This window comes from Saccharopolyspora endophytica (assembly GCF_018070075.1).
GTDB classification, from domain to species: Bacteria; Actinomycetota; Actinomycetes; order Mycobacteriales; family Pseudonocardiaceae; genus Saccharopolyspora; species Saccharopolyspora endophytica.
This window is the reverse complement of record NZ_JAGPXE010000008.1, coordinates 141,241-160,447: the sequence shown is the minus strand read 5'-3', so window position 1 is coordinate 160,447 and position 19,207 is coordinate 141,241. Positions and strand designations below refer to the sequence as shown.

Here is a 19,207-nt window from a genome sequence, read left to right as displayed (position 1 = left end):
GTCAGCCGCTGAGCGCGATCTTCCAGCCGAGGCTGACCACGAGTCCGACCACCACCGTCAGGAACACCCGCCGCACGAACGCCGATCCGCGACCGGCGGCCAGCGTCGCGCCGAGCACGCTGCCCGCGATGTTGCTGGCGGCCATCACCAGCCCCAGGCCCCACAGGACCTTGCCGGCCGGGATGAAGAAGAACAGTGCGCCCAGGTTGGTGGCCACGTTGACGACCTTCGCGGTCGCCGATGCGGTGACGAAGGCGAATCCGACCAGGCTGACCAGCCAGAACACCAGGAACGAGCCGGTTCCCGGCCCGGCGATGCCGTCCCAGAACCCGATCACCGCACCGCCGAGCAGCATCAGCACCAGCTGGAGCCGGCGCGCGAACCGGGGAGCGTGCACCGAGCCGAGATCGGGCTTGCGCCACGTGTAGATGCCGACCACGACCAGCGCGACCAGCACCACGACGTTGAGCACCGACGAGGGCAGCGCATCGGCCAGCGCCGCCCCGCCCAGCGATCCGAGCAGCGCCACCAGCGCCATCGGCAGCGCGGCCCGCCAGTCCATCGGGGTGCGCTTGGCGTAGGTGCGAGCTGCGGCCGAGGTCCCGGCGATCGCGGCGACCTTGCTGGTGGCCAGCGAGTAGACGACCTCGCCGCCGGGCAGCAGCATCAGCATCGCGGGCAGCTGGATGAGGCCACCGCCGCCGACGATCGCGTCCACGGCTCCGGCGAGGAACGCCGCCGCGCAGAGGAACAGCAGCCCGGCGAGGGTGAGATCGGCGAATCCGGGCCAGTTCAACGCGGTCAGCACGAGGCATCACCGTATGGCCTGGGCACAGCGGATTCCGAGTGGTTGTGAGCGTCCTCGCGGCACTCGGACCACCCGGCGAACGCGCAGGTGAGCCTTGTTAGCATGGACGACCGTGTCGTACGGCATTCCGCCGTGGAGGAAAACCGGTCTTCGGGCCGGGCCGATTCGAGTGCGGCACGTGATTCGACTGACGAGGAAGAGGCGCACCAGTGGCCAACATCAAGTCCCAGATGAAGCGGATCAAGACCAACGAGGCGAACCGCCAGCGCAACAAGGCTGTGAAGACCACGCTGAAGTCCGCCATCCGCAAGTTCCGCGCGGCCGCTGACGCCGGCGAGAAGGACAAGGCCGCCGAGCTGCAGCAGACCGCCGGTCGTCTGCTGGACAAGGCCGCGAGCAAGGGCGTCATCCACAAGAACCAGGCCGCCAACAAGAAGTCGGCGATGGCCGCCCGCGTGAACAAGATCTGAGTTTTCTCAGTCGACGAAACGGCCCTCTCCCCGCAGCGGGGAGAGGGCCGTTTCGCATCTCACCAGTCGTGCATCGAGCCGTCGCGGCGGCGGTTCACCGGCAGGTACCGGGGCTCGTAGGGGAAGCGCTCGGCGGCCTCCTCGTCGACCCACACGCCGAGTCCGGGTTCGTCGCTGGGGTGCAGGTAGCCGTTGGCGAAGGTGTACCCGGAGTGGAACACCTCCGCGGTCTGCTCGGTGTGGCCCATGTACTCCTGGATGCCGAAGTTCGGCACGGCCAGGTCGACGTTGAGCGCGGCCGACAGCGAGATCGGCGACAGGTCACCGGCCCCGTGGCAGCCGGTGCGCACGCCGTAGAGCTCGGCGAGCGAGAAGATCCGCCGCAGGTGCGTGATGCCGCCCGCGTGCGAGACCGAGGTGCGGATGTAGTCGATCAGGCGCTCGGTGATCAGCTGCTGGCAGTCCCAGATCGAGTTGAACACCTCGCCGACCGCGATCGGGGTCGTGGTGTGCTCCCGGATCAGCCGGAACGCGCTCTGGTCCTCGGCCGGGGTCGGGTCCTCGATCCAGAACATGCGGTGCTCTTCGAGGTCCTTGCCCAGCCGCCCGGCCTCGATGGGAGTGAGCCGGTGGTGCACGTCGTGCAGCAGGTGGAAGTCGAAGCCGAACCGCTCCCGCACCGCGCCCAGCACCTGCGGCGCGTGCCGCAGGTAGGACTCGGTGTCCCAGTGGCCTTCCTCCGGAACCGCTGAGGACGCGGGCTCGTAGAACTCGCCCTTGGCCGGAACCCCGTAGGCCTTGTCCACGCCGGGCACCGACGCCTGCGCCCGGATCGCCAGGAATCCCTGGTCAAGGTGCGCGGCGACGTCGTCGAGCAGCGCGGGGACGTCCTCGCCGGTGGCGTGGCAGTAGGTCAGCACGCCGTCCCGGGCCGCGCCGCCGAGCAGCTGGTAGACGGGCAGCCCGGCGACCTTGCCCTTGATGTCCCACAGCGCGATGTCGACGGCGGCGATCGCGGTCATCGTCACCGGGCCGCGCCGCCAGTAGGCGCCCTTGTACAGGTACTGCCAGGTGTCCTCGATGCGCTGGGAGTCGCGGCCGATCAGCAGCGGGCAGACGTGGTCGCGCAGGTAGGACGCCACGGCGAGCTCGCGCCCGTTGAGCGTGGCGTCACCCCAGCCGACCACGCCGTCGGCGGTGGTGAGCTTGAGCGTCACGTAGTTGCGGCCGGGAGCGGTGACGATGACCTTGGCATCAACGATCTTGGACAACTCGGTCCTCTCTGCGATCGGCTAGTTCTGTTCGGTGCGGGGCCAGTCGGCGTACTCGGTGCCGCCACGGCGGTTCGGCGCGGTTTCGGGGAGGAAGCGCAGGCCGATGAGGCTCAGCACGATCAGCGCAGCCACGTACACCGCGACCCAGGTGAAGCCGCCGCCGGCGAGCACCAGCAGAGCGGAGGCGACGACGGTGAACGGGCCGCTGGCGATCATCGCGCCGAACTGCCACACCACCGACACGCCGCTGTAGCGGGCGCTGGAGGGGAACAGCTCGGGGAAGTAGGACGCCTGCGGCGCGTAGGTCCCGGCGTGACCGAAGGCCAGTCCGGCGATCATCAGCAGCGTGATCAGCACGACGTTGCCGCTCTCCACGGCCAGGAACGCGGGCACCACCAGCACCAGGTTGAGCACGGCGGCGCCGATGAAGGTGGTGCGGCGGCCGATGCGGTCGGTGAGCTTCCCCCAGAACGGCAGCAGGATCAGCTCGGCGACGATCGCGATGATCACCGCGTCCAGCACGATCCCGGTGTCGACGTCGTGCGCCTTGGCGTAGGAGACGAGGAAGACGGTGTAGAGCGGGAAGACGGCGGCCTCGACGAACTTCGCCAGCATGCCGCCGAACACCTCGCGCCGGTGGTCCGACAGCAGCACCTTCACCGGCGCGCGCTGCGGTTCCTGCTCCTTGACGGCCTCGAAGGTCTCGGATTCGGGCACCCGCATCCGGATGTACAGGCCGATGATCACCACGACGGCGCTGAGCAGGAACGGGATGCGCCAGCCCCAGGAGAGGAACGCCTCTTCGGGCAGCTGCGCCTCCAGCACCGCGAACAGCACGGTCGGGATCAGGTAGGCCGCGGGCGAGCCCATCTGCACGAAGCTCGCGTAGAAGCCGCGCTTGTCCGGTGGCGCGGCTTCGGCCGTGAGCAGCAGCGCTCCGCCCTGCTCGCCGCCGACGCCGAAGCCCTGCAGCAGCCGGACCAGGACCAGGATGATCGCCGCCCACAACCCGATCTGCTCGTAGGTGGGCATCAGGCCGACCACGAAGGTGCCGAGGCCGGTGAGCAGCAGCGTGTAGACCAGCGTCTTCTTGCGGCCGAGCCGGTCGCCGACGTGTCCCCACACCAGGCCGCCGAGGGGGCGGGCGAAGAACCCGACCGCGTAGGTGGAGAACGCGGCGAGGGTGCCCACGAGCGGGTCGACCTCGGGGAAGAAGACCTTGTTGAACACCAGCGCCGATGCGGTGCCGTAGATGAAGAAGTCGTAGTACTCGGCGATCGTGCCGATCACCGAGGCGGCGACCGTGCGGCGCAGCGATCTGGTCCCGCCGGCGCGCGGTTCGAGGTCCGTCGGCATTGACCCTCCTCAGTTCATGAATACCAGCGGTACCATACAAGCGCTGGGATGCCACGAGTCAAGGGTGGTCGATAGGGTGGTGACCATGGCGACGACGGCGGGCAAGACCTCGGCTCGGGTGACGGTGCACCGCGAGATCCGGCAGCGCATCATCACCCTGCAGCTGCCGCCGGGACATCCGCTGTCGGAGAACGAGTTGGCCGGTGAGCTGGAGGTCTCCCGGACCCCGGTGCGCGAGAGCCTGCTGCTGCTCGCAGAGGAGGACCTGGTCCGGGTCTTCCCGAAGCTCGGTTCGTTCGTCGCCCGGGTGGACCCGCAGCGCATCGCCGACGCCCAGTTCGTCCGCGAAGCCGTCGAGGGCGCCTCGCTGACCGACGCCGTCGAGCATCGCACGGACGAGGACGTCGAAGCCCTGCGCGACCTGCTGGGGCAGCAGCGCGCGGCCGCCGATGACGTGGGCAGGTTCTTCGAGCTCGACGAGGCCTTCCACCAGCGCCTGCTCACCGCAGGTGGTCACACCAACGCCTGGCGCACGGTCGAGCAGGCCAAGGCCCACCTCGACCGCGCCCGCCGCCTCGGGCTGCGCACGGTCAGCCCGGTCTCGGCCCTGATCGATCAGCACACCGAGATCGTCGACGGCCTCGAATCGCGTGACCTCGAAGCGGCCCTCGGAGCCCTCCGCGGCCACCTGCGCGCCGTGTTCGAGGACGTCGAGAGGATCCGGGCGGAATCGCCCGAACTCTTCGTCGACAGCACCGACGAACGCCCGGTCAGGCGCAGCATCACCGTCCTCCGCTGACGCTTCGGTGCGCAGCCCCCGTCGGGTTCCTCGATCGGGCGACGATTCGAATTTCGCGCGAAATTGGAATCCCCGCGCCCTCGGGTGCCGAGTCCAGGCGTGGTCGTGGTCGTGGAGCGTGCTGATCTGGCCGTGTTCGGTGTTCCGGGGTGTTTGCCGGTAGAAAGGCGGGCATGGAGGTCTTGAACAGCCGGATGATCCTCCGGCCCGGTGACCACGATCGGTCCGTGCGGTTCTACCGCGACGTGCTGGGGTTGGCGGTCTGCCGCGAATTCCCCGGTGGCACGGTGTTCTTCCTGGGGCAGGGGTATCTGGAGGTCTCCGGCCAGGGAGACCAGGGCCCGAGTCCGGATCAGGTGCTGTGGCTCCAGGTCCGGGACCTCCGAGCCACTTTCGACGAGCTCCGCGAGCAGGCCGTCACGGTCCTCGCCGAGCCCGAGCACAAGCCCTGGGGCCTGCACGAAGGCTGGATCGCCGATCCCGACGGCATGCGCATCGTCGTCGTCGAAGTCCCCGCCGACCACCCCATCCGCCGCGACACCCGCGGCGACTAGCGCTGCTTCAGCCCAGCCAGGAACTCGCGGAACGCCGCCGCGCTGAAGGTCGGCACCGGCCCGTGGCGATCCTTCGAGTCCCGCACGGCCACGACCTCGGGACTCAACATGCCGGCCCGGTGAGAGCTCCCGATGAAGCGAACACCCCGCAGCTTCCCCCAAGGCGGGGCTTGCCGCCCCGGCAAGCGGGGCTCGTGCGGGGCGTCCGGGAGTTGGGCGTCGGGTAGTGGGCGTGGCGTGGGACGATGGGGTGACCCCGTGCGCGTCATCCGCCCGGGGGAGACCGGGCCGACGTCTGCCGACGAACGCCGACAGCCGTAGGAACGCCGCCGACATCCGAGGACCCCTGAGTGAGCAGTTTCGCCGACACCACGTTCACCCCGCCGGAGCGGATCCGGAACTTCTGCATCATCGCGCACATCGACCACGGCAAGTCGACGCTGGCCGACCGCATGCTGCAGCTGACCGGTGTGCTGGAGGAACGCGCCTACCGGGCCCAGTACCTCGACCGGATGGACATCGAGCGCGAGCGCGGCATCACGATCAAGGCGCAGAACGTGCGCCTGCCGTGGGTCCTCGACGGCGACGAGCACGTGCTGCACATGATCGACACCCCCGGTCACGTCGACTTCACCTACGAGGTCAGCCGTTCGCTGGCCGCCTGCGAAGGCGCGATCCTGCTGGTCGACGCCGCGCAGGGCATCGAGGCTCAGACCCTGGCGAACCTCTACCTCGCCATGGAGCACGAGCTGCAGATCATCCCGGTGCTCAACAAGATCGACCTGCCCGCCGCCGAACCGGACAAGTACGCGGCGGAGCTCGCGCACATCATCGGCTGCGAGCCCGAGGACGTGCTGCGCGTGTCGGCCAAGACCGGTGAGGGCGTGGGCGCGGTCCTCGACGAGGTCGTGAAGCAGGTCCCGGCGCCGCAGGGCGAGGCCGACTCCCCGCCGCGCGCGATGATCTTCGACTCGGTCTACGACACCTACCGCGGCGTGGTCACCTACATCCGCGTCGTCGACGGCAAGATCACCCCGCGCCAGCGGATCAGGATGATGTCCACCAACGCCACCCACGAGCTGCTGGAAGTCGGCATCATCTCGCCGGATCCCAAGCCGTCGAAGGGCCTGAGCGTCGGCGAGGTCGGCTACCTGATCACCGGCGTGAAGGACGTCCGCCAGTCCAAGGTCGGCGACACCATCACCGCCGAGCGCAAGGGCGCGACCGAGCCGCTGGCCGGCTACCGCGAGCCCAAGCCGATGGTCTACTCCGGGCTGTACCCGATCGACGGCTCCGACTACCCGATCCTGCGCGAAGCGCTGGAGAAGCTGCAGCTCAACGACGCCGCCCTGACCTACGAGCCGGAGACCTCGGGCGCGCTGGGCTTCGGCTTCCGCTGCGGCTTCCTCGGGCTGCTGCACCTGGAGATCACCCGGGACCGGCTGGAGCGCGAGTTCAACCTGAACCTGATCTCCACCGCCCCGAACGTGGTCTACGAGGTCGAGATGGAGGACGACACCGAGCTCGTGGTGACCAACCCCTCCGACTGGCCCGAGGGCAAGATCAAGGAGGTCTCCGAGCCGATCGCCAAGTGCACGGTGATCGCCCCGTCCGAGTTCGTGGGCACGATCATGGAGCTGTGCCAGAGCCGCCGCGGCCAGCTCGAGGGCATGGACTACCTGTCGGAGAGCCGCGTCGAGCTGCGCTACACGCTGCCGCTGGGCGAGATCGTCTTCGACTTCTTCGACCAGCTCAAGTCCCGCACCCGCGGCTACGCCTCGATGGACTACGAGGAATCCGGGATGCAGGCGTCGAACCTGGTCAAGGTCGACATCCTGCTGCAGGGCGAGCCGGTCGACGCCTTCAGCGCGATCGTGCACCGCGACGGCGCCTACGCCTACGGCACCAAGATGGCCACCAAGCTGCGCGAACTCATCCCGCGCCAGCAGTTCGAGGTGCCGATCCAGGCGGCCATCGGCTCGCGCATCATCGCCCGCGAGACGATCCGCGCGATCCGCAAGGACGTGCTCGCCAAGTGCTACGGCGGTGACATCAGCCGGAAGCGCAAGCTGCTGGAGAAGCAGAAGGAAGGCAAGAAGCGGATGAAGACCATCGGCCGCGTCGAGGTCCCGCAAGAAGCCTTCGTCGCAGCCCTGTCCACGGACGAGGGCAAGGACGACAAGTCCAAGGGCGGCAAGAAGTAACGCTCAGTGCAAGGCCGGTGACCGACTGTCGGTGCCCTCTGGTTGACTTTCCATCGATCGGAAAGGAGGGCACCATGTCAGTCATGGCAGAGACGACCGGTCCGCACGGCATCGTCCAAGGTCGCCCGTTCACGGTGTACGACCTGAAGATGATGCCCGATGACGGCCACCGGTACGAGCTTCTCGACGGGGCGCTTCTCGTGACGCCCGCGCCTGGGTACAAGCATCAGAAAGTGGTTCTGCGTCTCGGAGCGCTGCTCGATGCAGCCTGCCCGGACGAGCTGGACGTGCTGCCCGCCCCTTTCGCGGTTCGCCCGTCCGTCACGGTCGAGCTTCAGCCCGACTTGCTGGTCGCTCGGGATGAGGACCTCACGGAGGCGTACCTGCCGACGGCGCCCGTGCTCGCGGTGGAAGTCCTGTCCCCGAGCACGAAGCTCCACGACCTGAATTCGAAGAAGGCCTTCTACGAGCGACTCGGCGTCCCGAGCTACTGGGTCATCGATCCGCTGGAGCCCCGGCTGACCGTGTTCGAGCTGGACGACGGTGAGTACCGAACCCTGGGCAAGTTCACCGGTCCAGAGGCTTTCGACGCGGCCAGCCCGTTCCCGGTCCGAGTCGTTCCCTCCGAACTCATCGGCCGCCGTCGGTTCTGCTGAGGGCTCCACGTCGTCGGCCAACGGGCGTCGTGAAGGTCAACTCGTGAACCCGCATAGAAGTCCTCTATGGGGCTTATCGAGCATTGGTCTGCTCTGGTGGTGATCTGGGGAAACCCGGGTGAATCGTGACTCGGGTCACGATCTCAGCCGGTGGATCGGGGTTGTGCGGTTCAGGCCTGTGGTTAGCATTCGATCGCAAAGGTCTTGCGGTGTTTCGGTTTCCGCCGAGCACATCGATGTTTTCCCTGGTGCGCCACCAAAAGTGGCGGGCTCGACGCTGCCTGGAGGTTGCTGGTGGACTTCTCCCGCGAACGCTTACCGATCCCCGACCCTCAGCCCCCCGCCGCCACATCCCTCGACGCTCGTGACCAGAGCCCGGCCTTCCAGCCCCGGCAGCCGTTGCGCCCGCCGCAGGGCGCGCCCAACGTCGTCGTGGTGCTCATCGACGACATGGGCTTCGGCGCCCCGAGCGCGTTCGGCGGGCCCTGCAACATGCCCACCGCCGAGCGCCTGGCCGATGGTGGCCTGCGCTACAACCGGTTCCACGTCACCGCGATCTGCTCGCCGACCCGGCAGGCCCTGCTGACCGGTCGCAACCACCACTCCGTCGGCATGGGCGTCACCACCGAGATGGCCAGCGCCGCGCCCGGCTACTGCGGGATCCGCCCGCTCAGCGCCGCCACGATCGGCCAGATGCTGCAGGGCAACGGCTACAACACCGCGGCCTTCGGCAAGTGGCACCAGACCCCGGCCCGCGACGTCAGCGCCGCCGGGCCGTTCGACCGGTGGCCCACCGGTGAGGGCTTCGAGAAGTTCTACGGGTTCCTGTGCGCGGAGATGAACCACTGGTACCCGGTGCTGTTCGACGGCACGAAACCCGTTGAGCCCACCCGCAAACCCGAGGACGGCTACCACCTGTCCGAGGACCTGGTGGACAACGCGATCGACTGGGTGCGCGACCAGACCTCGCTCAAGCCCGACAACCCGTTCTTCGCCTACCTGCCCTTCGGTGCCACCCACGCGCCCTACCACGTGCCGAGCGAATACCGCGAGAAGTACCGGGGCAAGTTCGACCACGGCTGGGACCGCCAGCGCGAGATCACCCTGGAGCGGCAGAAGGAGCTCGGCGTCGTCCCGCAGGACGCGGAACTGGCGCCGTGGTCGGAAGGCGTGCCGCACTGGGACGAGCTCTCCGCCGAGGAGCAGCGGGCCGCGGCGTCGCTGATGGAGCTCTACGCCGGCTTCGCCGAGCACACCGACGACCAGGTCGGACGCTTCGTCGACGCCCTCGACGAGCTGGGCGAGCTCGACAACACGCTGTTCGTCTACATCCTCGGTGACAACGGTGCCTCCGCCGAAGGCGGACTGGGCGGCACGCTCAACGAGCACCGCTTCGCCAGCGGCATCCCCGACAGCGCCGAGTTCATCAACGCCAACGACGCCGCGCTGGGCGACGCGACCACGCACGCGCACTACCCGGTCGGCTGGGCGCTGGCGATGAACACGCCTTACCAGTGGACCAAGCAGGTCGCCTCGCACTTGGGCGGCATCCGGGACGGCATGATCGTGCACTGGCCCGACGGCATCGCCGAGCGCGGCGGGCTGCGCGACCAGTTCCACCACGTCATCGACATCGTGCCGACGATCCTGGAGGCGGCGGGCCTGCCGCACCCGACCGAGGTCAACGGCGTCGCGCAGCAGCCCATCGAGGGCACCAGCATGCTCTACAGCTTCAACGACGCCGACGCGCCCGACCGGCACCGCGTGCAGTACTTCGAGATGGTCGGCAACAGGGGCATCTACCAGGACGGGTGGATGGCCGTGACCCGCCACGGCACGCCGTGGGTGATGGTCCAGGACGGCGTCCGCCGCTCCTTCGACGACGACAAGTGGGAGCTCTACAACACCAACGTGGACTGGACGCAGTCCCACGACCTCGCCGAGCAGCACCCGGAGAAGCTGCGCGAGCTCCAGCAGCTGTTCCTGGTGGAGGCCGCCAAGCACAACGTGCTGCCGCTGGACGACCGGATGACCGAGCGGGAGAACCCCCTCGAAGCCGGCCGGCTGGACCTGATGGGCGACCGGCGTTCGGTCACCTTCCACGCCGGCGCCAAGCGGCTGACCGAGGAGACCGCGCCGAACGTCAAGAACCGCTCGCACACCCTGACCGCGATGGTCGACGTGCCCGAGAGCGGTGCCGAAGGCGTGCTGGTCGCCCAGGGCGGTCACACCGGTGGCTGGTCGTTCTACTTCCACGACGGCAAGCCCAGCTACGCCTACAACTACTTCGGCTCGGTCGTCCAGCACGTCCGCGCTCCGGAGCCGGTGCCCGCGGGCGAGCACGAGGTCAGCCTGCGGTTCGACTACGACGGCGGTGGTGTCGGCAAGGGCGGTGCGGTGACGCTGCGCGTGGACGGCACCGAGGTCGCCTCGGGCCGGGTCGATGCGACGATCCCGTACTACTTCGCCTTCGACGAAACCTTCGACATCGGCGTGGACCGGGCCAGCCCGGTCACCGACGACTACGCGCCGGTCGACAACGCCTTCACCGGAGGGCTGCGGCGGCTGCGCGTCGACCTCGACGATGACCAGTGGGCCGACGTGGAGGCCGCGTCGGCGTTCCGCACCGCGCACGAGTAGGCGGTACCGGTCTGGCGATGTCCCGCCTGCCTGGTCTAATGCCGGGCAGGCGGGATCGTCGCGTGAGGAGGTGGCATGGACCGGCGGGAGTTGGAGTACTTCCTGGCGATCGTCGAGCACGGCAGCTTCACCGCCGCCGCGCAGGCCATGCACGTCGCCCAGCCGTCCCTGTCGCACGCCATCCGCAACCTGGAGAAGCAGCTCGGCGGCAAGGTCTTCCACCGGCTGCCGCACGGCGTCTCGCTCACCCCGGCCGGGGACGCGCTGGTCGAACCCGCACGGCAGGTGATGCGCGACCTGAGCACCGCGTCGGCCTCGGTCCGCGAGGTCCTGGGGCTCTCCAGCGGTCGGCTGGACGTCGTGGCGCAGACGACGCTGGCCGTCGATCCGCTCGCCGAGCTCATCGGTGCCTTCCTGCGCGAGAACCCCAAGGTCGCGATCAACATCGCCGACCCCGAGCTGGGGACGGACGTGACCTCGTCGGTGCGGGCCGGTGAGTGCGAACTGGGCCTGGTCGACTCCGAACATCCCATCGGGGACCTGGAGAGCATGGTGCTGCGCGGCCGGGAGATCTTCGCCGTGCTGCCGCCGGGCGCCGCGTCCGGTCAGAAGCGGTTGAGCGTGCCGGAGCTGTCCACCCTGGACTGGATCGCGACCCCGCCCGGCACCGCGACGCGGGAGGTCATCGAGGACACCGTGGGAACCCGCGGTGGCGAACCGACTTTCGCGGTGGAGACCGCGCACCAGGCGATGATCGTGCCGTTGGTGCTGGCCGGAGCGGGTGCGACGCTGCTGCCGCGCGCGATGGCCCGCGATGCCGCCTCGCGCGGCGCGGTCGTGCTGCCGCTGCGGCCCAAGGTGGTGCGCCGGGGCGTCCTGTTCTGGCGCAGAGGACCCCTCTCACCAGCAGCGGCGCAGTTCGTCGCGATGGCCGAGACCATCGCCGAACTGCGCCGCTGAGATCGTCTTCAGGACAGCGGTGCGGGCTGAGTCCCGCACCTGGCCGCTCAGCCCTGGTGGGCCTCCACGAAGGCGTAGACGTCGGCTTCGTCGACACCGGGGAAGGTGTCGGCGGGCAGCGCCGCCAGGACGTGGGAGTGAGCTCGGGCCGACGGCCACACCATGCCCTCCCAGCGGCTGGCGAGCTCGGCCGGCGGGCGCTGGCAGCACTCGCCGTTCGGGCAGCCGGACTTGGAGTGGTTGTTGGTGTCGCGCCCGCGGAACCAGCGCGACTCGGCGTAGGGCACGCCGAGGGTGATCGCGAAGTCCCGGCCGCGGCTCGGGTCGACGTGCGCGACGCACCAGTGCGTGGCTCCCGGCTTGTCGGTGTACTGGTAGTACGTCGAGTACCGGTCCGGGGAGGAGAAGACCTGGCGCCCCGACCAGTACCGGCACATCCGCTGGCCCTCGATCGCGCCCGTCGGGTCGGTGGGGAAGACCAGCCCGTCGTTCTCGTAGGCCTTGTGGATGATGCCGGTCTCGTCGTTGCGGACGAAGTGGCAGACCAGGTCGAGGTACTGGGTGGCGAGGTTGGTGAACCGGTGCGCCGCCATCTCGTAGGACACCGAGAACACGTCGCGCAGGTCCTCCACCGCCAGGTCCCGCTCGGACTTGGCGTCCTGCAGGAACGGCACCGCGGCCTGCTCCGGCACCAGCACGGCGGCGGCGAAGTAGTTGGCCTCGACGCGCTGCCGCAGGAAGTCGGCGAAGTCGCGGGGCTGGCTGTGGCCCAGCGTCAGGTGCCCCAGCGTCTGCAGCAGGATCGTGCGCGGGCTGTGCATGCCCAGCGATTCCCGGCGCAGGAAGATCCGGCGGTTCTTCATGTCGGTCACCGACCGCACCGAACGCGGCAGGTCGGTGACGAACTTCAGCCCGAAGCCCATGTGCGTGGCGATGGACTGGATCAGGCCCTCCGACAGCGGCCCGCCGTGGTACCCGGAGCGCTTGAGCAGGTCGCTGGCGGCCTTCTCGATCTCCGGGAAGTAGTTGTTGTGCTTGCGCATCATGCCGCGCAGCTCGGCGTTGGCCTTGCGGGCCTCCTCCGGCGTGGCGACCTTCTGGGTCTCGCGGCGCTTGAGCTCCTCGTAGAGGGCGAGCACGTGTTCGAGGGCCTCGGTGGGCAGCCGCTTGCCGACCTTCAGCGGCGGCAGCGAGAGCCGCTGGTAGATCGGGTCGAGCTGGGCCTTCTCCACCGCGATCTCGAGCTCGGCGCGCCGGTTCGGGGCCTTCTTCGACAGCAGTTCGTCGACGGAGGTCCCCAGCGCGTCGGCGAGCGACCGCAGCAGCGACAGCTTCGGCTCGCGGTGGCCGTTCTCCAGCAGCGACAGCTGTGACGGCGCTCTCCCCACGCGGTCGCCGAGCTCAACAAGAGTCAATCCAGCGGCTCGGCGCAAGTGCCTGAGCCGCTGACCAAAGACCAGAAGGTCGTGTTCCGTAGAAAAACTACGGTCTTCTTCGCTGGCGAACTCCGTCATGGCGTTGATGCTAACAGAAAAACCATGAAAATTACCTAGAAAATCTGGCGCGGTTTCGCTTGGCAGCGCGCAATATTGATTCCAGCAGGTCGCCAGCGATCCCGGAAGGGGAAAAATCATGAGCATCCGCGAGCAGGCGAAGAAGGCCGCTGAGGAGCTGCAGCGCGAATGGGACACCAACCCGCGCTGGAAGGGCATCGAGCGCACGCACTCGGCTGAGACCGTCGTCCGCCTCCGCGGCTCGGTGCAGGAGGAGCACACCCTGGCCCGCCAGGGCTCCGAGCGGCTGTGGAAGCTGCTGCACGAGCTCGACTACGTCAACTCGCTGGGCGCGCTGACCGGTAACCAGGCGGTCCAGCAGGTCCGCGCCGGCCTCAAGGCCATCTACCTGTCCGGCTGGCAGGTCGCCGCCGACGCCAACCTGGCGGGCGAGACCTACCCGGACCAGTCGCTGTACCCGGCCAACTCGGTCCCGCAGGTCGTCCGCCGCATCAACAACGCCCTCAAGCGCGCCGACCAGATCAACTGGGCCGAGGCGCTCGACCCGGAGGGTGGCGCCATCGAGGGTGAGGACACCCACTGGCTCGCCCCGATCGTCGCCGACGCCGAGGCCGGCTTCGGTGGCGTCCTCAACGCCTACGAGCTGATGCGCGGCATGATCGGCGCCGGCGCGGCGGGCGTGCACTGGGAGGACCAGCTCGCTTCTGAGAAGAAGTGCGGTCACCTGGGTGGCAAGGTGCTCATCCCCACCAGCCAGCACGTCAAGACGCTGAACGCCGCCCGTCTGGCCGCCGACGTCGCCGGTGTGCCGTCCCTGGTCATCGCGCGTACCGACGCCGAGGCCGCGACGCTGCTGACCAGCGACATCGACGACCGCGACAAGCCGTTCCTCACCGGCGAGCGCACGGCTGAGGGCTTCTACAAGGTCAACAACGGCATCGAGCCCTGCATCGCCCGCGCCAAGGCGTACGCGCCGTACTCGGACCTGATCTGGATGGAGACCGGCACGCCGGACCTGGAGATGGCCCGCAAGTTCGCCGAGGCCGTCAAGTCCGAGTACCCGGACCAGATGCTGGCCTACAACTGCTCGCCGTCGTTCAACTGGAAGAAGAACCTGGACGACGCCACCATCGCCAAGTTCCAGCGCGAGCTCGGCCACATGGGCTTCAAGTTCCAGTTCATCACCCTGGCGGGCTTCCACGCCCTGAACTACAGCATGTTCGACCTGGCCAAGGGCTACGCCAGCGACGGCATGACCGCCTACGTCGAGCTGCAGGAGAAGGAGTTCGGCTCGGAAGACCGCGGTTACACCGCGACTCGCCACCAGCGCGAGGCCGGTACCGGTTACTTCGACACGATCAGCACTGCAATCAACCCGGACTCGTCGACCACCGCGCTGGCCGGTTCGACCGAGACCTCGCAGTTCCACTGATCGTGTGGTTGATGGTGGCCGGCGCCCCTGCTGCGCCGGCCACCCCCTGAACGCACCAGCGGCCCTGTGGCGGGGTGTCGGAAAAATCGCAATGGTGCGAGTGAGCGGGAACCCATGGCGTCGGGTTCCCGCTCACTTTTTTCTTGTCGCTCGGACTGTGGTCGTTGTGCGTGGCGGTGCGGGTGGCGGAACCTGAGCGGCTCCGTGGTCTCCGTGCGCCACTCCTTGAGTATGTCGATACGCGGCGTCGCGGCGTACTCGCCACGAAGCCGCTCAGAACCCGCGGCGGTGCGAGTTGCTCGGGTGGGGTACTGAGAAAGCGACTGCGCCGCTTGCCTGACGGGGGCGTGGGCGCTGTTCGGGATCGGTGAACGGTGGGGGCGTTGTGGATGGTTCGGAGGTAGCGTTTTCAGCATGATCGTCGAGTCGAGGATTCCGGTGGTGGCCGCGCCGATGGCCGGTGGTCCCAGCACGCCGGAGCTGGCCGCCGCGGTGAGCGGAGCCGGGGCGCTGGGGTTCCTGGCGGGCGCGATGCTGTCCGAGGACAAGCTCGTCGAGCAGATCGCGCGAGTCCGCTCGCTCACCGATGAGCCCTTTGGGGTGAACCTCTTCGTGCCCAGCGACCGCAGGGACGTCGACCTCGACGACTACCGGTCGCGGGTCGCGGAGGCCGCCGGGAGGTACGGCGCGGAACCGGGCTCGGCCGACTGGGACGACGACTCCTACCCGGCCAAGGTGCAGCGCCTCGTCGACGAGCGGATCCCGGTGGTGTCGTTCACCTTCGGGCTTCCCGAAGCCTCCACCGTGGAGCAGCTGCACGCCGTGGGCTCGGAGGTCGTGGTCACCGTGACCACCGCCGACGAGGCCCGGCAGGCGGCCCGCGTGGGCGCCGACGCGGTGTGCGTGCAGGGCATGGAGGCCGGCGGGCACCGAGGCGTGTTCCACGACGACCCCGACATGCCCGGTGGTGGCCCGCTGCTCGGACTGCTGCCGGCGATCCGCTCGGTGCGCGCGGCGGTGGACCTGCCGGTCATCGCCGCCGGTGGGCTGGTGCACGGCGCGGACGTCGCGGCCGTGCTGACCGCCGGAGCCGCCGCGGCGCAACTGGGGACCGCGTTCCTGGTCTGCGACGAGGCGGGCACCGCGCAGGCGCAACGGACCCAGATGGCCGAAGGCCAGCGGCAGACCGACATCACGCGTGCGTTCAGCGGTCGGCCCGCGCGCGGTCTGGTCAACCGCTTCATGCTCGACAACCAAGACGCCCCGGCGGCGTATCCGCAGGTGAACAACCTGACCAAGCCCATGCGCGGCGCCGCGGGCAAGGCGGGCGACGCCGAGGCGATCTCGATGTGGGCGGGCCAGAGCTACGCCCACGTGCGCCCGATGCCCGCCGCCGACCTGGTCGGGTTGCTGCGCCGCGAGGCGCGCGAAGCGCTGCAGGCGGTCACCGGACGACTGTGACCTTCGCGGTCGTCAAACCTGTTGGGGCAGCTCGGAGAGGTCGCGTAGGTTGATCGCCATGAGCGTCGTGTCGTCGGTGAACCTGGCAGTCGTGCGGTCCGGGGAGTGGGCCGGGCGCCTCGGCAAGAGCGGCATCGACAAGCGTCCCGCCGACGCGCCGGTGCTGTTCACCGAAACCGGCGTCCAGGGCGACGCGGTGTGCGACACCAAGCACCACGGCGCCTGGTACCAGGCCGCCTACGCGTTCGACGGCGAGGAGCTGGCGCACTGGTCGGCCGAGCTCGGCAAGGAGCTGGTGCCGGGCAACGCGGGCGAGAACCTGACGCTGACCGGTGTGGACAGCACCTCGGCGCTGATCGGCGAGCGCTGGGCGATCGGCGGCGCCGTGCTGCGGGTGACCGGGCCGCGCCAGCCCTGCCGCGTCTTCGCCGGGTTCTGGGACGTCCCCGGACTGGTCAAGAAGTTCACCCAGCACGGGCGCACCGGCGTCTACCTGGCCGTCGAGCAGGCGGGTGAGATCAGCGCGGGCGACGAGGTCCGGGTGCTGTCCAAACCCGATCACGGAGTCCAGGTCGCGGAGCTCTTCGCGTTGACCACGCACGGGCGCGCCGACCTCGCCGACCACGTCGCGGGCTGCCTGCCGGACCTCCCGGAGAAGTGGCGCGCCACCGCCGCCGCCAGGATCGAATCCTCCAGCGCCACCGCCTGAACCGGGGGCCGACACGGTGCGTCACCAACAGCGCCGAGGATGATCACTCGCACGCCCGGCGGAACGCCCGACCGGGCTGTTGTCGCCATCGCGAGGCCCCTGCCAGGTTGGTGTCATGGCGAGCGACTTGCAGCGGAAGAAGGCTTCCGTCGTGTTCAACGCGATGGACGTCAACGGCGACGGGTTCTTGGAGCGCGCGGACTTCGAGGCGCTGACCGACCGGTGGACGCGCATCCGCGGTGAGGACGGGACGGATCGGCTGCGCGAGATCATGATGCGCTGGTGGGGCGCGCTGAGCGCGACCGCCGACGAGGATCGCGATCAGCGGATCACGCAGGACGAGATGCTGGCCGCGGTCGAGAACCTGGGCGCGATGCTCGACCTGGTGACGGCGACCGCCGAGTCGATGTTCGAGGCGGTGGACGAGGACTCCGACGGCCGGGTGACCGCGTCCGAGTACGCCCGCATGATCCAGGCGTGGACGGGTCGGGACGTGCCGACCGACGGCGCGTTCGCCCGGCTCGACCTCAACGGTGACGGTGAGCTCAGGAAGTCGGAGTTCGTGACCCACTGGGTGGAGTTCTGGGTCGGCGACGACGCCGAGACGCCGGGCACCCACCTCTTCGGAGAGGTCTGACCGGCAACCGACCTTCCAGTTCCGCGCACTCCTTCGCGTCCGATCCGTCCTCCTCCGCCGGTGGATAAAACGGCGTGAAGTGCGCAGAATCGATACTGTGACGCGGCACACCCTGTTGTGCGTGCGTTCCTTGTGGGAAAGATTGGGCTACAAACAGTTTGCCTTCCTATTATTTTCGATGGCCGGTTCGGCGGAGGTGCGGTGCGAGATGACACGCGAGCTGGAGCACTTCATCGGTGGAAAGCGGGTGCCGGGCACTTCCGGTTCCTTCGGTGACGTGTTCGACCCCAACACGGGCCTGGTGCAGGCCAGGGTGCCGCTGGCCTCGACCGACGAGGTCACGGCGGCTGTCGACAACGCGGCTGCGGCGCAGCCGGCATGGGCCGCGACGAACCCGCAGAAGCGCGCCCGCGTGCTCATGCGGTTCGTGCAGCTGATCAACGACGAGATGGAGGACCTGGCCCGCGTGCTGGCCTCCGAGCACGGCAAGACCGTCGCCGACGCCAAGGGCGACATCCAGCGCGGCCTGGAGGTCGTGGAGTTCGCGATCGGCGTCCCGCACCTGCTCAAGGGCGAGTACAGCGACAGCGTCGGCACCGGCATCGACGTCTACTCGCTGCGCCAGCCGCTGGGCGTGGTCGCCGGCATCACGCCGTTCAACTTCCCGGCGATGATCCCGCTGTGGAAGGCCGCACCGGCGATCGCCTGCGGCAACGCCTTCGTGCTCAAGCCCTCCGAGCGCGACCCCTCGGTGCCGGTGCGACTGGCCGAGCTGTTCGTCGAGGCCGGGGGCCCGCCGGGGATCTTCAACGTCGTCAACGGCGACAAGACCGCCGTCGACGCGCTGCTGACCGAACCGCGCATCGAGGCCATCGGCTTCGTCGGATCCTCCGACATCGCCGAGTACATCTACTCCACCGCCGCGGCCCACGGCAAGCGCGCCCAGTGCTTCGGCGGAGCCAAGAACCACCTGATCGTCATGCCGGACGCGGACCTCGACCAGGTCGCCGACGCGCTCATCGGCGCCGGTTACGGCTCGGCGGGGGAGCGCTGCATGGCGATCTCGGTGGCCGTGCCGGTCGGCGAGGCCACCGCGAACGCGCTCGTCGACAAGCTCGTCGAGAAGATCCGGGGGCTCAAGGTCGGCACCAGCTTCGACGCCGACGCCGACTTCGGTCCGCTGGTGACCAAGCAGGCGTGGCAGAAGGTGCACGACCTCGTCGGCGTCGGCGTCGACGAAGGCGCGCAGCTGGTGGTCGACGGGCGGGACTTCTCGCTGGCCGGCAACGAGGACGGCTTCTTCATGGGCGCCTCGCTGTTCGACCACGTCACGCCGGAGATGCGCATCTACCGCGAGGAGATCTTCGGCCCGGTGCTGTCGATCGTCCGCGCCGCCGACTACGAGGAAGCGCTGCGGTTGCCCAACGAGAACGAGTACGGCAACGGCGTCGCGATCTTCACCCGCGACGGCGACGCCGCGCGCGAGTTCGTCAACCGGGTCAACACCGGCATGGTCGGCGTGAACGTGCCGATCCCGGTGCCGATCGCCTACCACACCTTCGGCGGCTGGAAGCGGTCCGGATTCGGCGACCTCAACCAGCACGGCCCGGACGCGATCCGCTTCTACACCAAGACCAAGACGGTCACCTCGCGCTGGCCCTCCGGACTCAAGGAAGGCGCCAGCTTCACCATCCCGACGATGCACTGATCGCGCGGGCGGGGACCGGCGATCC

17 protein-coding genes are annotated in these 19,207 nt (G+C 68.9%); 12 read left to right on the top strand and 5 right to left on the bottom strand.

The window, feature by feature from the left end:
* Position 1: 1 nt before the first annotated feature.
* Positions 2-808, bottom strand: a complete 807-nt coding sequence (locus KBO27_RS19605) for a TSUP family transporter (RefSeq protein WP_210971351.1) — start codon at positions 806-808, stop codon at positions 2-4.
* Between the two features lie 209 nt (positions 809-1,017).
* Between KBO27_RS19605 and rpsT the strand changes: the two genes are divergently transcribed.
* Positions 1,018-1,278 (top strand): 30S ribosomal protein S20, encoded by a 261-nt coding sequence (rpsT, locus tag KBO27_RS19600; protein ID WP_132676085.1) that lies wholly within the window; start codon positions 1,018-1,020, stop codon positions 1,276-1,278.
* A gap of 59 nt (positions 1,279-1,337) precedes the next feature.
* On the opposite strand, the gene manD is transcribed toward rpsT, so the two are convergent.
* Together manD and KBO27_RS19590 are read right to left on the bottom strand one after the other, a co-directional pair.
* Entirely contained in the window at positions 1,338-2,549 is a 1,212-nt protein-coding gene (gene manD, locus KBO27_RS19595) for a D-mannonate dehydratase ManD (protein ID WP_210971350.1), read from the bottom strand.
* Between the two features lie 21 nt (positions 2,550-2,570).
* Positions 2,571-3,908: an MFS transporter gene (locus tag KBO27_RS19590; protein ID WP_210971349.1), complete on the bottom strand. Its 1,338-nt coding sequence runs from the start codon at positions 3,906-3,908 to the stop codon at positions 2,571-2,573.
* A gap of 85 nt (positions 3,909-3,993) precedes the next feature.
* On the opposite strand from KBO27_RS19590, the gene KBO27_RS19585 reads away from it, so the two are divergent.
* Both KBO27_RS19585 and KBO27_RS19580 read left to right on the top strand, forming a co-directional pair.
* Positions 3,994-4,707, top strand: coding sequence for a GntR family transcriptional regulator (locus tag KBO27_RS19585; protein WP_210971348.1), 714 nt, complete (start codon positions 3,994-3,996; stop codon positions 4,705-4,707).
* Between the two features lie 173 nt (positions 4,708-4,880).
* Positions 4,881-5,261: a VOC family protein gene (locus tag KBO27_RS19580; RefSeq protein WP_210971347.1), complete on the top strand. Its 381-nt coding sequence runs from the start codon at positions 4,881-4,883 to the stop codon at positions 5,259-5,261.
* On the opposite strand, the gene KBO27_RS19575 is transcribed toward KBO27_RS19580, so the two are convergent.
* A complete protein-coding gene (locus tag KBO27_RS19575) occupies positions 5,258-5,371 on the bottom strand; it encodes a DUF397 domain-containing protein (RefSeq protein WP_210971346.1) in 114 nt (37 codons plus the stop codon). The two genes, KBO27_RS19580 and KBO27_RS19575, sit on opposite strands and share 4 nt — an antisense overlap.
* A gap of 240 nt (positions 5,372-5,611) precedes the next feature.
* Here KBO27_RS19575 and lepA point away from each other — a divergent pair, with 240 nt between their 5' ends.
* The 4 genes from lepA to KBO27_RS19555 all read left to right on the top strand — a co-directional run bounded on the left by lepA (position 5,612) and on the right by KBO27_RS19555 (position 11,721).
* Positions 5,612-7,465 carry a translation elongation factor 4 gene (gene lepA / locus KBO27_RS19570; protein ID WP_210971345.1) on the top strand — a complete coding sequence of 618 codons (1,854 nt, stop codon included), beginning with the start codon at positions 5,612-5,614 and terminating at the stop codon, positions 7,463-7,465.
* A gap of 83 nt (positions 7,466-7,548) precedes the next feature.
* Positions 7,549-8,121: a Uma2 family endonuclease gene (locus tag KBO27_RS19565; RefSeq protein WP_443706187.1), complete on the top strand. Its 573-nt coding sequence runs from the start codon at positions 7,549-7,551 to the stop codon at positions 8,119-8,121.
* Between the two features lie 294 nt (positions 8,122-8,415).
* Positions 8,416-10,761, top strand: coding sequence for an arylsulfatase (locus tag KBO27_RS19560; RefSeq protein WP_210971344.1), 2,346 nt, complete (start codon positions 8,416-8,418; stop codon positions 10,759-10,761).
* 75 nt (positions 10,762-10,836) lie between these two features.
* On the top strand, positions 10,837-11,721 hold the full coding sequence (locus tag KBO27_RS19555) for a LysR family transcriptional regulator (RefSeq protein ID WP_210971343.1): 885 nt from the start codon (positions 10,837-10,839) through the stop codon (positions 11,719-11,721).
* 47 nt (positions 11,722-11,768) lie between these two features.
* Here KBO27_RS19555 and KBO27_RS19550 read toward each other — a convergent pair whose 3' ends face one another.
* Positions 11,769-13,235, bottom strand: coding sequence for a helix-turn-helix transcriptional regulator (locus tag KBO27_RS19550; protein WP_132679654.1), 1,467 nt, complete (start codon positions 13,233-13,235; stop codon positions 11,769-11,771).
* Positions 13,236-13,353: 118 nt separating this feature from the next.
* Here KBO27_RS19550 and aceA point away from each other — a divergent pair, with 118 nt between their 5' ends.
* From aceA to KBO27_RS19525, 5 genes are all read left to right on the top strand, one after another.
* The gene (gene aceA, locus KBO27_RS19545) at positions 13,354-14,667 is read left to right on the top strand and encodes an isocitrate lyase (protein ID WP_210971342.1); all 1,314 of its coding nucleotides are present in this window, start codon (positions 13,354-13,356) and stop codon (positions 14,665-14,667) included.
* A 414-nt stretch (positions 14,668-15,081) separates the two neighbouring features.
* On the top strand, positions 15,082-16,128 hold the full coding sequence (locus tag KBO27_RS19540; RefSeq protein ID WP_210971341.1) for an NAD(P)H-dependent flavin oxidoreductase: 1,047 nt from the start codon (positions 15,082-15,084) through the stop codon (positions 16,126-16,128).
* Positions 16,129-16,186: 58 nt separating this feature from the next.
* Complete coding sequence (locus KBO27_RS19535) at positions 16,187-16,837, top strand: MOSC domain-containing protein (protein WP_210971340.1); 651 nt, start codon at positions 16,187-16,189, stop codon at positions 16,835-16,837.
* Positions 16,838-16,952: 115 nt separating this feature from the next.
* Positions 16,953-17,474 carry an EF-hand domain-containing protein gene (locus tag KBO27_RS19530; RefSeq protein ID WP_210971339.1) on the top strand — a complete coding sequence of 174 codons (522 nt, stop codon included), beginning with the start codon at positions 16,953-16,955 and terminating at the stop codon, positions 17,472-17,474.
* A gap of 208 nt (positions 17,475-17,682) precedes the next feature.
* Positions 17,683-19,182 carry a CoA-acylating methylmalonate-semialdehyde dehydrogenase gene (locus KBO27_RS19525; protein WP_210971338.1) on the top strand — a complete coding sequence of 500 codons (1,500 nt, stop codon included), beginning with the start codon at positions 17,683-17,685 and terminating at the stop codon, positions 19,180-19,182.
* Positions 19,183-19,207: the final 25 nt, after the last annotated feature.